The 12,119-nt window shown below is 46.6% G+C and carries 10 protein-coding genes and 2 pseudogenes; 4 read left to right on the forward strand and 8 right to left on the reverse strand.

The window, feature by feature from the left end; all coding sequences use genetic code 11:
• The first annotated feature begins 71 nt into the window (after positions 1–71).
• Both ADIAL_RS00715 and ADIAL_RS00720 read left to right on the forward strand, forming a co-directional pair.
• On the forward strand, positions 72–1,205 hold the full coding sequence (locus ADIAL_RS00715) for a hypothetical protein (protein ID WP_197017730.1): 1,134 nt from the start codon (positions 72–74) through the stop codon (positions 1,203–1,205).
• A 55-nt stretch (positions 1,206–1,260) separates the two neighbouring features.
• On the forward strand, positions 1,261–1,965 hold the full coding sequence (locus ADIAL_RS00720) for a PspA/IM30 family protein (RefSeq protein ID WP_034298693.1): 705 nt from the start codon (positions 1,261–1,263) through the stop codon (positions 1,963–1,965).
• Positions 1,966–2,075: 110 nt separating this feature from the next.
• Here ADIAL_RS00720 and cysK read toward each other — a convergent pair whose 3' ends face one another.
• From cysK to ADIAL_RS11180, 4 genes and pseudogenes are all read right to left on the reverse strand, one after another.
• Positions 2,076–3,008: a cysteine synthase A gene (gene cysK / locus ADIAL_RS00725; RefSeq protein ID WP_034298694.1), complete on the reverse strand. Its 933-nt coding sequence runs from the start codon at positions 3,006–3,008 to the stop codon at positions 2,076–2,078.
• Positions 3,009–3,131: 123 nt separating this feature from the next.
• The gene (locus tag ADIAL_RS00730) at positions 3,132–3,551 is read right to left on the reverse strand and encodes an Hsp20/alpha crystallin family protein (protein WP_034298697.1); all 420 of its coding nucleotides are present in this window, start codon (positions 3,549–3,551) and stop codon (positions 3,132–3,134) included.
• A gap of 352 nt (positions 3,552–3,903) precedes the next feature.
• Positions 3,904–4,920 (reverse strand): ribose-phosphate diphosphokinase, encoded by a 1,017-nt coding sequence (locus ADIAL_RS00735; protein ID WP_231492030.1) that lies wholly within the window; start codon positions 4,918–4,920, stop codon positions 3,904–3,906.
• Between the two features lie 77 nt (positions 4,921–4,997).
• Positions 4,998–5,138, reverse strand: a pseudogene (locus ADIAL_RS11180) (SOS response-associated peptidase family protein); the annotation flags it as partial.
• A 277-nt stretch (positions 5,139–5,415) separates the two neighbouring features.
• Between ADIAL_RS11180 and ADIAL_RS10985 the strand changes: the two are divergent.
• On the forward strand, positions 5,416–6,159 hold the full coding sequence (locus ADIAL_RS10985) for a helix-turn-helix transcriptional regulator (RefSeq protein WP_051503625.1): 744 nt from the start codon (positions 5,416–5,418) through the stop codon (positions 6,157–6,159).
• A gap of 91 nt (positions 6,160–6,250) precedes the next feature.
• Here the strand turns inward: ADIAL_RS10985 and ADIAL_RS11655 are convergent, their stop codons facing one another.
• The 4 genes and pseudogenes from ADIAL_RS11655 to ADIAL_RS00755 form a co-directional block, all read right to left on the reverse strand.
• Positions 6,251–7,147 (reverse strand): ABC transporter ATP-binding protein, encoded by an 897-nt coding sequence (locus ADIAL_RS11655; protein WP_442853018.1) that lies wholly within the window; start codon positions 7,145–7,147, stop codon positions 6,251–6,253.
• Positions 7,148–7,162: 15 nt separating this feature from the next.
• Positions 7,163–7,984 (reverse strand): annotated as a pseudogene (locus tag ADIAL_RS11660) (ABC transporter ATP-binding protein); the annotation flags it as partial.
• A gap of 67 nt (positions 7,985–8,051) precedes the next feature.
• Positions 8,052–8,972 carry an ABC transporter permease gene (locus ADIAL_RS00750; RefSeq protein WP_034298701.1) on the reverse strand — a complete coding sequence of 307 codons (921 nt, stop codon included), beginning with the start codon at positions 8,970–8,972 and terminating at the stop codon, positions 8,052–8,054.
• A 16-nt stretch (positions 8,973–8,988) separates the two neighbouring features.
• Complete coding sequence (locus tag ADIAL_RS00755) at positions 8,989–9,891, reverse strand: ABC transporter permease (RefSeq protein ID WP_051503626.1); 903 nt, start codon at positions 9,889–9,891, stop codon at positions 8,989–8,991.
• 458 nt (positions 9,892–10,349) lie between these two features.
• Between ADIAL_RS00755 and ADIAL_RS00760 the strand changes: the two genes are divergently transcribed.
• Positions 10,350–11,957 carry a glutathione ABC transporter substrate-binding protein gene (locus tag ADIAL_RS00760; RefSeq protein WP_034298703.1) on the forward strand — a complete coding sequence of 536 codons (1,608 nt, stop codon included), beginning with the start codon at positions 10,350–10,352 and terminating at the stop codon, positions 11,955–11,957.
• The last annotated feature ends 162 nt before the right edge of the window (positions 11,958–12,119 follow it).

Raw genomic sequence — 12,119 nt, forward strand, 5'->3', positions numbered from 1 at the left:
TAAAAATTGACAACGGTTACCTGTTGTGCTAGATTTTGGTTAATATAAAACAAGTAAAGGAGAGGATACATATGGGTAGAGGAGGCGGTCGCGGAGGCGGCGGTGGCGGCGGTGGCGGCGGTGGCGGCGGTGGCGGCGGTGGCGGCGGTGGCGGCGGTGGTGGATTCAGCGGCGGTGGCCGTGGCGGGGGCTTTGGCGGTGGCCGCGGTGGGGGTGGCCGCAGTGGCGGCAGCTTCGGCAGTGGCCGTGGCGGGGGCGGCTTCGGCAGTGGTCGCGGCGGTGGAAACTATGGTGGCGGTTTTGGCGGGGGCGGTTATAACCGGCGGCCACGACACTACGGCCCACGAGTCGGCCCCATCTGGTTTGGCGGTTTTGGTAGACGCCGCTACCCTTATGGAGGGGGTGGAGGCTGTGGTTTTATGGGGTGCAGCAGCCTTTTGTACATCATGCTCTTTTTATTCATCATGTTCACACTTTTTTCAACCACAAGCGATTTCAATACTGGGGGTGGAGGCTCGCGAAATATTACCTCTTCTACCATTGAAAGAGAACCGCTTCCGGCAGGTTCAGCAGAAGAAACAGACTTTTATACCGACAATGTAGGCTGGATCGGTAATCACACCCAGATGATTGACGGTCTGCGTTATTTCTACAACGAAACGGGTGTCCGTCCACATGTCTACATTACAGACAATATAGACGGTAATGCTTCACCGACAAGGGATGAAATGGAGAGCTTCTCCAATGCTCTTTACGACGAGCTCTTCAATGATGAAGCTCATTTGCTTCTGGTTTTCTTTGAACCGACTCCAAATGACTATATGACTTATTACGTTGTGGGTTCCCAGGCCCGAAGCGTCATTGATACTGAAGCCGGAGACATTTTGCTGGATTATCTTGACCGAAACTACTTTGACGATAGCTTGTCTGACGATGAAGAATATTTCAGTCAGTCCTTCCGGCAGGCAGCTGATCGTATAATGGAGGTGACCACATCTCCTTGGATCCCTGTCCTGATCCTGTTCGGCCTTGGTGCTCTGGTATTTATTCTGTTTAGATGGTGGCAAGCCAAGCAGAAAAACAAGGAAAAAGAAGCCAAGCGTACAGACGAGATGCTCAACCGCCCAATCGATACATTTGGAAAATCTGAAGCAGAAGAACTGTCCAAAAAGTACGACGGTGATGATGACTGGGACAACTACTGACTCTGATTTATGCCCTTAACTCTTTAAACTACTAAACACGCAGGAGGAATCGTAGATGGCTATTTTAGACCGCTTTACCGATATCATCAGTGCCAATGTCAATGCCGTCATGGACCGTATGGAAAACCCTGAGAAAATGATTGACCAGTACCTTCGCAAGATGATGGACGACCTCGCAGAAGTTAAAAAGAACACAGCCAGTGTGATGGCGGATGAAGCCCGATCCAAGCGTCTGGTTGATGAGAATGAAGCGGAAGTCTCCAAATACACCAATTATGCCAAAAAAGCTCTTGAAGCTGGTAATGACGGTGATGCACGCGTTTTTCTCTCTAAAAAACAGGAGCTGGAAGATGTGGGCACTGGCTTGGCAAACGCCTATGCCAAGGCTCATGAGAATGCATCAAAAATGCGTCAGATGCACGATAAGCTGGCTTCAGATATCGAAAAGCTCAGACAGCGCCGGTCTATGATCAAAGCCCAACTGTCTGTTGCCGATACACAGGACAAGCTTAACAAAGCCAGCAATTCAATGGGTAAATCTAAAGGGGCAATGGGGTCTTTCCAGCGAATGGAAGAAAAAGCTTCGCGCAGAATGGATGAAGCGGATGCCATGGCTGAGCTGAACAAGGAACCGAAAGACGAAGCACAAAAACTGGAAGATAAATATGCACAAGACACTGGGTCTGCGGCAGTGGAAGATGAACTCGAACGCATGAAAAGAGAAATGGGTCTTGGCTCTTTTGATTCAGATGAGGCGTAGCATTCTTTTTTAATCTGAAGGCATACAAAAAGGCCGTCACAGTTCAGGGACTGAAAAGTCCCAACTGATGACGGCCTTTTTGTATCTAACTATTGATTAGCAGGAGCACTTCAGGCCTGCTCTTCGATTGAAAAGACAGGGGTAGACAAGTAGCGCTCTCCAGTATCGCAGGCAATCGTGACCACTTTTTTTCCAGATCCCAGCTTTTCAGCTACTCGGGTGGCCGCCAGTATATTGGCTCCGGCAGAGATTCCGACCAGCAGGCCTTCTTCTCTAGCCAGGCGCTTAGTCATCTCAATCGCCTCTTCGCTTGTGACTGTCAAAACCTCATCATAAATATCGCGATCTAGAATGTCCGGAATAAAACCGGCTCCCATCCCTTGAATTTTATGCTTGCCTTTTTCGCGACCACTCAAAACTGCCGATTCCTCTGGTTCAACAGCAATGATTTGAGTTGACGGGTCCTGAAGCTTAAGGGCTTTTCCGACACCCGTGATGGTTCCCCCTGTTCCCACTCCCGCCACAAAGGCGTCCGGTGTCTCGCCGTTGAGTGCTTCAATGATTTCCGGTCCAGTTTTGCTTATATGAACAGCCGGATTAGCCGGATTGGTAAACTGAGACGGCATGAAGTAATGATTCTGCTCAGCCAGTTCTCTCGCCCGACTCATTGCTCCCGGCATTCCTTCGTCCCCCGGTGTCAGTTCCAGCTCTGCGCCATAAGCTTTCATTAATGCGCGTCTTTCCTTACTCAGCGTATCCGGCATGATAAAGTGGGTCTTGTATCCCTTAGCTGCAGAAACCATCGCCAGGCCGACACCCGTGTTCCCACTGGTCGCTTCTACAATCGTATCGCCTTCTTTCAATTTGCCCTCTTTTTCAGCTGCTTCGATCATATTCAAAGCAATGCGGTCCTTGACACTGCCACCAACGTTCGACAGTTCCATTTTAGCATAAACTTCGGCTGCGCCTTCGGGCACAACCCGGTTCAGTTTCAAAAGAGGCGTTTCTCCTATCAGTTCTGTTACATTGTTGACTACTTTCATTCAAACACGTCCTTCATTCTTTAGGATAATGGCAGATTTTGAACATCTGCCTTAACTTACTTGTACAGTTTACCAAAAAATAAAGGCAGCAGCATATATTTACTCTTGCTGCTGCCCTGCCCTTTATTCGATATCGATTTTCGTTGATTTGGTCGGAGTCGGATGGATCTTCGGCAAGTTTATTTCAAGAATACCATTGTCAAACTTGGCTTTGATAGCGTCTTCATCAATGTCTTGAATAATAAACTGACGGCTGAATGAACGGGAAGACCGTTCACGTCTGACATATTTTCGCTCCTCGTCCTGTTCATTCTTTTCAGTTTCCTGACGGCCCCTGATGGTCAGAATATTGTCGTGGTAATCCAGTTCAATATCATCCTTGGACATACCCGGCAGTTCAGCTTCAACGATGTAGGCATCCTCTTTTTCGATGATGTCTGTCTTGAAGCTGGTCAAATTGGCCATGTTTTCGCCTAGCGCATCGTCAAAGAAACGACGGCCCAAGTCCCAGAATTCACGTTTGGACGGAAACAGATCATTCATCACCTTTCCTCCTTTCCTGTGACTCTATTGTTTCAGGCTGTCACACCTGCTCATCTCCTTTTTCACCTATAGTGTATGCTTTTTATGTGAAAAAATAAACTAAAACGAACAGTGCTTGCTGATGTCAAAAAACTGCATTCTATAACGGCCAGCGATCGTCTGCATCAGGGAGGGGACGAGGAAAAGGCGCAAAGACGGCCAATTGACTCTCTCAAGATTAGCCTCTTTGGCTGCTGACATATACTATAAAAATAGACAGATGCCTTGAAAAATCAGCACCTGTCTATAATATGCTTGGTTTACACTCTTTTTAGTCTCCCCCCAGCGCGGCGCACGACACACTTGCTTTGTCTCACTCAGCTTCACTGTCCTGCAAGTGGCCGGCTTCAAGATTCCTGAGGTAACTCTTGTCAAACAAAGGTTTGATAGACTGCTTACCCTGGATACGTTTGATGGCATCAGCCAGGATTGGAGCGACACTGACGACTTCAATACGCAGACAGGAGGCTTTGTCTCCGATGTCGATGGTATTGGCCACAATCGCCTTTTCAATTCCTGACTGGTCGATTCGTTCGACCGCCTTACCGGAAAGGACCGGGTGAGTGGCACAGACGTAGACTTTTTGTGCTCCTGCCTCTTTCAGCATCGCAGAGGCTCGTGCTACGGTTTTGGCTGTATCCATTATGTCATCAAACAGGATACAGTTGCAGCCTTCAACCTCACCTACGACCCGGACATCTTCCCCTAGTGTTTCTTCTGTAGTCCGCTTGTCAATAATGGCAAGGGGACAGTCGAGCAGCTCGGCCATCTCTCTAGCCCGGCTTACCCCCGCATGATCCGGAGAAACAACAACCGTCTCTCCTGCTGTATATCCCCGATCAATTAGGTGATTGGCCATCAGGGCCGTTGCCGACAGGTGGTCCACGGGAATATCGAAGAACCCTTGAATCTGAGGCGAGTGCAGCTCCATGGCAACAACCCGGTCAGCTCCGGCCAGCGTCAGCATATTAGCCAGGACTTTAGCCGTGATTGCCTGCCGAGGCCCCGGCTTGCGGTCCTGTCTAGCATAACCATAGTAAGGGATGATTGCATTGATTGTACGGGCGCTAGCTCTTTTAATGGCATCAATCATGATTAGCAGTTCCATTATATTATCATTTCCCGGATCATTGGTCGACTGAATCAGATAAACATCTTTCCCCCGAATACTTTCCTCAACGTTAATCCGGATTTCTCCGTCCTGAAAGCGGGTGATGTCCGCTGCTCCGAGCTCCAAGCCCATCTCACCCGTTACCTCTTCGGCAAGCGGCCGATTCGAATTCAAAGCAAATATTTTCAGATTTTCCTGGCTAGCCTGGTTCATTTTCATCCCCATCATACCCTCCACTTAATGACCGTTCTATTTTATAGATTAAATTTAAGTAAAAATGCATCCAATTGCAAGCACTAGGTCATTTCAAGTTTCTGATCTGTTGGTTTTAAAAGCAACTGAACTTTTTGAATGTCGCTATGCAAGCTTAAATAACTGTTCTCATCTTCCGGCTTCAAAATAACCGGCATGCGGTCATGAATCGGCTTCATCTGTTCATTGGCTTCAGTTGACTGTCATTTTATCCTTAGCTGTTTTGAACCCGTTAGTATCTAGACGAGTGGTGGTGATCAGGATTTTATTTTGTCAGCTTTTCGGGCAGCTACAGTGTTCTGCCGGATCTGTCCAGCTTAATGGCCTTTTGGACTAAGAACGGACAGCAACAAACTGTAGCACCTGTTCTGACAGTCTTTTCTAATTGCTCTACATACGATAGCTAGCAATCTCTTATCTAAAATTATACACTTAATGTACGATAAAGGAGAGGATTAAGATATGGACCTTGGTAAAAAACTGAAAGATAAAAGACTGGAGGCGGAGTTCACCCAGCAGGAACTGGCTGATAGGCTGCACGTGTCCCGGCAGACGATTTCCAGCTGGGAAGTGGGACGGACTTTTCCTGATCTGACGACACTGGTTTCACTCAGCGACTTGTATGAGATCCCGCTGGATGATTTAGTGAAAGAAGACTTTCGCCTGGTCGATGACATTACCCGAAAAGTCACACGCAGCGAACGGCGAAAAGTGACCAATATTGTTCTGACCCTCCTGCTGATAGCCGCAAGTGCTGCGCTGGTTTTCCTTGCCTACCAGAACCACCTGAATAATCAAAGTAATCCGTACGGCCTGCACCCGAACGATATCTACGATTCGCACTGGGAAGTGCATTATGATCCAGAACGCCGGCATAACCAGGGCTTTCTCTCTTTTGACAGAAACAGTGCCGTGCTCGTAAATCAGTATGACCGGTGGCCTTCAGAGGGCAGTTTACAAGCTGTAGAAGAAAGGGCTGACGAAAATCTCTCCAGCGGCATGGAGGCCGGCCTGCATGAATTTGATGATCTGTCCATTGAGGTCTACGGCCAGCATTATATTGTGACCGCAGACGGTCTGCTCATGGAATTTACCCGCTTAAGTGATACCATCATCAGAAGGGCTGATGGAATCGAGTACAGAAAAGTGCTGGATGAACATGCCCATGACAGCATGCACTGGATAGGCGAGCAGATGTATGAGTAACCTTTCTTCCAGTAACATTCTGGTATATTAAAAAATCAATCTTTTCAGCTGCTTCTAACCGCAGTGAAAAGATTGATTTTATTTTATAGTCTTATTGCATAACCCAGTGGTTGGGCTTGATTTCAGTAAAGGTTTCTCCGATATGGATGACTTCAGGTTCTGCGTCCATATCCACTTTTTCCACTGTTGCTTCATAGTGCGGATCGGGAACAGGGATCGCCGACAGCAGCCTCTTGGTGTAGCTGTGAACCGGATTTTCAAACAGTTCTTCAGAATCCGTCAGCTCCACGATATTGCCTTTGTACATCACGGCTACACGGTCAGAGAGTTTCTTCACAGTAGCCAGATCGTGGGCAATAAAGAGGTAAGTCAGATTCAGCTTCTTCTGCAGCTCTTCCAGCAAGACAACGATTGAAGCCTGAACGGATGCATCAAGAGCTGACAGCGGTTCATCCAGAACAATGAATTCCGGCTCAACTGCTAGAGCACGGGCAATCCCGATACGCTGACGCTGTCCGCCTGAGAATTCGTGCGGAAAACGCTGGCTGAAGGATTTTTCCAGTCCAACCAGTTCCAACAGTTCTTCCACACGCTCTCTGCGCTGTTTTTTACCTTTGGAAAGTTTATGAATATCCAAAGCTTCCCCGATGATATCCTCAACTTTTTTACGCGGGTTCAAAGAAGAATACGGATCCTGGAAAACAAACTGCACGCGTTTACGCATTTCTTTCATCTGATTTTTCTTGTAGGTATTCAAGTCTGAGCCTTCATAGACCGTTTCTCCACTGGTTGCTTCATGCAGTCTCAGCAGAGTCCGTCCAGTCGTTGACTTGCCTGACCCGGATTCCCCTACCAGCCCCAGCGTCTCACCTTTATAGATATCAAAGGACACGCTATTTACAGCTTTCAGGATATCTTTTCGTCCAAGCGGAAAATGCTTAGCCAATTCCTTAACCTCGATCAGTTTTTCGCGCTTGCCGGAATAAATTTCTTTTAGCTTGACCTTGGACTCTTCACTCTTTTCTTCGTGAAGGTTCGGGATAGCGGCCAGCAGTTTTTTTGTATAGTCGTCTTTAGGTGCACTGAAGATTTCTTTTGTGGTTCCATGCTCCACGACGCGCCCTTTGTTCATAACGACAATTTTTTCACACATATTTGCCACAACACCAAAATCATGTGTAATTAGAAGAATCGATGTCCCGGTTTTAGCCTGGATATCTTTCAGCAGATCAAGAATTTGAGCCTGAATCGTTACATCCAAAGCTGTGGTCGGTTCATCCGCAATCAATAGTTTAGGCTTACATGCCAAAGCGATGGCGATGATAATCCGCTGTCTCATCCCTCCGGAAAACTCAAAAGGATACTGACTGTAACGTGTTTCTACATCAGGGATTCCAACAAGATGCATGATTTCTTTCGCTTGTTCGGCTGCTTCTTTTTTGGACACATTCTGGTGAATCAGGATTGTTTCAGAAATTTGTTTCCCGATTTTCATTGTTGGATTCAAAGAAGTCATGGGATCCTGGAAAATCATTCCGATATCTTTTCCTCTTATCTGCTGCATTTCTCTTTCGGATTTCTTTAGTATTTCCTGTCCGTCAAATAAAATATTACTGTTCGGGTCGATCACTGCGTTTTTATCCAGCAGTCTCATAATCGAACGGGCTGATACACTCTTCCCACTCCCTGATTCACCGACAATACCGAGGGTTTTACCTTCTTCGATATCGAAGGAAACATCAGATACGACCTCCAAAAGGTCATCTCCAGTGGAAAAAGAGATCTTCAGATTTTCAACTTGAAGTAATTTCTCCGCCAATGTCATTCATTCCTTTCAACTCTGTTTCTGTTCGTAAGCGGCTTGTCCGCTCAGGCAAGTTGTGTAAATCTGATTAATTTAAATCGATTCGCTTGTTCAGCAGGCGATACAGAACATCTACCAGAATGTTTACAAAGACAAACATAAAGGCAAAGACCAGTACGCCTCCCTGAACAATCGGGAAGTCTCTTGCACGGATGGCATTAATAATCAGTCGGCCCAAACCGTTGATTGCAAAGACGGTCTCTGTCAAAACAGCCCCTCCTAAAAGGGAACCGAACTGCAGGCCGACAACCGTGACGACTGGGACCATAGCATTTTTTAAAGCATGGCGATAAATAACGACACGTTCGCTGACCCCTTTGGCTCTGGCAGTCTGGATATAGTCCATATCAATGACTTCAAGCATACTGGAGCGGGTCATTCGGGCAATAATTGCCGACCCTGCCGTCCCTAAAGTTACCACTGGTAAAAACATCTGTTGGGGCGATCCCCAGCCAGAAGCCTGGAACCAGCCCTGTCCAATCACGAGCCACTGGATCAGCATCAAGCCCAGCCAGAAGTTCGGCATCGACAGGCCGAACAAGGCTCCAAACATGATGACCGAGTCGGTCAGCGAATATCTCTTGACTGCCGAAATGACCCCTGCAATCAGGCCAAGAAAAACGGCAAGGAGGGTACTGTAAAAAGCCAGCTCAATGGTGGGTGCCAGTCTTCCAAACACTTCAGTTGAAACCGCTCGTCCACTTCTAACTGAATTTCCCATGTCTCCGCGGAGAAGACCCGTCACATAATCCCAATACTGTACGGGAATCGGATTATTCAATCCCAAACGTTCTCTCACCAGTTCCAGTTGAGCCGGAGAGGCAGCTTCTCCAGCAATGATCTGTGCCGGGTCGCCCGGGATAAGCAGAATCATGCTGAAGGTCAGAACGGTTACACCAATCAATACAGGAATCGTCTGAATTAAACGTTTCATTAAAAATTTAAGCAATGTTCTTCCCTCTTTCCTAATTTTTGGTTTTAGGATCTAATGCGTCCCGTAAACCGTCTCCGAATATATTGAATGCCAATACAACAACGACAATAGCTAAACCTGGAATCGTCGCTACGTGAGGCGCATCCCACATGTAGTTTCGACCATCACTCAGCATCGCTCCCCATTCAGGTGTAGGCGGCTGCGCCCCCATTCCTAAAAAGGACAATCCGCTGGCTGTCAGCACAGAGGTGGCAATATTCAGTGTCGCTTGAACGATGATGGGTGACAGGATATTCGGCAGCACATGAAGGCTGATGATGCGGAGATCACTAGCCCCTAGAGCTTTGACCGCTTCTATATATTCAAGCTGACGCACTTCCAGTGTTGAGCCTCTTGAAATACGGGCAAAAACAGGAATCGAGAAAACAGCAACGGAAATAATCACGTTGTTCAGGCTTCCCCCCAGCACGCTGACTACAGCGAGTGCCAGCAAAATTCCTGGGAAAGCCAGCAGGATATCCATGAAGCGCATAATAATTGTATCTACCCATTTGCCATAGTAACCGGATATAACTCCAAGGGTTACCCCTACTGACATCCCGATTAAAACGGAGAAAAATCCAACACGGAGCGTGATGCTCATGCCGTGTACGATACGGGTAAAAATATCCCGTCCTAAGTGATCCGTACCAAACCAATTGTCAGCATTGGGTGTCGCCAGACGGTTAGTCAGGTCCTGAGCATTCGGGCTGACATCAGTCAGCATCGGACCAATGATAGCAATCATAAACAAAATGAGAATCATGATTGCTCCAATGAGCGCTGACTTGTTTCTAAGAAACTTCTTCATAAATTCTTTGAACCTGACAACATTTGGATTGATTGGTTCCTGACCCGAAATGCCTCCGGTATTCATATTCACTTCTTCTTGCATAGTCATTTATCCTTTCTATTTGAAGTCGCCACAGCCTTCGTTATGCACAAAAAGCATAAACCGGTAATATAGAGCACACAGTTAGGCAGTATAGATTCTTTTTTATATTCTTACATATTAATTAGAGTTTTGCAATGATAAAATCAGTTATATATGCTTCGATTAATATTAAAATCGTTGATTTGAAAGCACTTTCAAAAGCGGTGGTTATATATATAACAAGGTTCTCACATTATAGACTAGAATATAATTGATTATTTTATTTTTTTCACTTAAGGCTCATTATTCCGCCATATTATATGAAACACCGTCTTGAACTCTTACAAAAAAGGCATTGAAATGATAAATTTATTAAATTTGGATTAAAATAACACTTGACTTTTTTTCTCACTTGGATATAGTATTAATTATATTTAACATAACCAAATCACCAAAGCATACGAAGGAGTGTATTAATAATGACAAAAATGAATAAAAAGCTACTTTGGCTTTCCTCATTCACAGCCGCAACTTTATTGTTGGCCGCTTGTGGAACAGATGACAGCGATCCGGTAGACGACTCAGCCGGCGAAGGCGAAGATACAGAACAGGTAGCAGGCGGAGACCTTGTTATCGCCCAACTGTCAGACGCAGTATCTCTTGACCCTCACGGTTCCAACGATACTCCATCAAGTAACGTAGCCTTCAACATTTATGAAGCGCTACTTGTACAGGATGAAGACATGGAACTTCAGCCCGGACTGGCTACTGACTGGGAAATGGTGGACGACCTGACTTGGCAGTTTACCCTTCGTGAAGGCGTAACCTTCCACGATGGATCAGACTTTAACGCTGAAGTCGTTCAGGCCAACTTTGACCGTGTCTTGGATGACGCTGTAGCTTCACCACGTGCCTTCCTTTTCGAAATGGTTGAAGAAGTCAATGTTATTGACGATTATACTGTTGAATTCGTTACTGAATTCCCATTCTCTCCACTACCTGCACATATTGCGCACAACGGTGGCGGAATCATTTCAGGCGAATTGATTGAAGAAGATTATGCAGCAATGGAAGAAGGATCTGACCCAGGAAGTGTCATTAACGAAAACCCTGTCGGTACTGGACCATTTGCTTTTGAAAGCTGGAATCCAGGTGAAGAAGTTGTCCTGGTCCGTAATGAAGAGTACTGGGATGGTGCACCTGCACTGGACTCCATCACTTTCCGCGTCGTACCTGAAGGGTCTACCCGTCTGGCTGATCTAGAAACAGGATCTGTCCACATCTCTGACCCAATCAGCCCATCTGACATTGGACGTGTAGAAGGAACAGACGGTATTTTCGTTAACCAACAGCCATCTGTCTCTCTTTCTTACATCGGATTCAACGCTGAGAAAGAGCCATTCAATGATCCATTGGTTCGTCGTGCGATTTCAATGGCCGTTGACCAGGAAGCGATTATCGAAGGTATTTACGACGGTATCGGAATCCCTGCCATCAGCCCAATCGCTCCGGACGTCTTTGGTTTCGACGAGAATGTTTCTGGACTGGAACACGACCTGGATGCAGCAAGAGAGCTGCTTGCAGAAGCTGGATTTGAAGATGGATTCTCTACTACTCTATGGACAAACGACAACCAGGACCGTATCGACACAGCAACAGTTGTACAGTCTCAACTGGAAGAAATTGGAATCGACGTTGAAGTTGAAATCGTTGAGTGGGGTGCTTACCTGGCAGATACTGCAGCCGGTGAACACGACATGTTCATCCTTGGCTGGAGCACTGTAACAGGTGATGCAGACTACGGAATGTTCCCACTGTTCCACTCAAGCAACTTTGGTGAAGCCGGTAACCGTACGTTCTTCGCAACAGATGAACTGGATGCCCTGCTTGAAGAGGCACGTCAGAGCTCTGACGAAGATGAGCGTCTGGAACTTTACAGCCAGGCTCAGGAAATCCTAGTTGAAGAAGCACCAATGATCTACATTCACCACCAGGAATTCCTGTTGGCCGTCAGCGAAAATGTTGAAGGTCTATGGCAGCACCCAACAGGTATCCTGCAGCTTAGAGACGTTACTCTAAACCAGTAAGCCTGAAAAATAGAAGCTTCCCGCCCCATCATCAGATGGTGTGCGGGAAGCTTTTTTTACTCTATGTAACCTCCTCAATTGACTGAAGGTTCTATCTCTTCTCCACTAAATACCTTTACTCAAAAATGTCCTTCTACAATACATGTAAACGTTTTCTTTTTA

Origin of the sequence: Alkalibacterium sp. AK22 (assembly GCF_000585255.1) — a bacterium.
Lineage (GTDB): Bacteria > Bacillota > Bacilli > Lactobacillales > Carnobacteriaceae_A > Alkalibacterium.

Coding starts and splice junctions, on each gene's coding strand:
- ADIAL_RS00715 (WP_197017730.1), top strand. CDS start 72: ATGGGTAGAGGAGGCGGTCGCGGAGGCGGCGGTGGCGGCGGTGGCGGC.
- ADIAL_RS00720 (WP_034298693.1), top strand. CDS start 1,261: ATGGCTATTTTAGACCGCTTTACCGATATCATCAGTGCCAATGTCAAT.
- cysK (WP_034298694.1), bottom strand. CDS start 3,008: ATGAAAGTAGTCAACAATGTAACAGAACTGATAGGAGAAACGCCTCTT.
- ADIAL_RS00730 (WP_034298697.1), bottom strand. CDS start 3,551: ATGAATGATCTGTTTCCGTCCAAACGTGAATTCTGGGACTTGGGCCGT.
- ADIAL_RS00735 (WP_231492030.1), bottom strand. CDS start 4,920: ATGAAAATGAACCAGGCTAGCCAGGAAAATCTGAAAATATTTGCTTTG.
- ADIAL_RS10985 (WP_051503625.1), top strand. CDS start 5,416: ATGGACCTTGGTAAAAAACTGAAAGATAAAAGACTGGAGGCGGAGTTC.
- ADIAL_RS00755 (WP_051503626.1), bottom strand. CDS start 9,891: ATGCAAGAAGAAGTGAATATGAATACCGGAGGCATTTCGGGTCAGGAA.
- ADIAL_RS00760 (WP_034298703.1), top strand. CDS start 10,350: ATGACAAAAATGAATAAAAAGCTACTTTGGCTTTCCTCATTCACAGCC.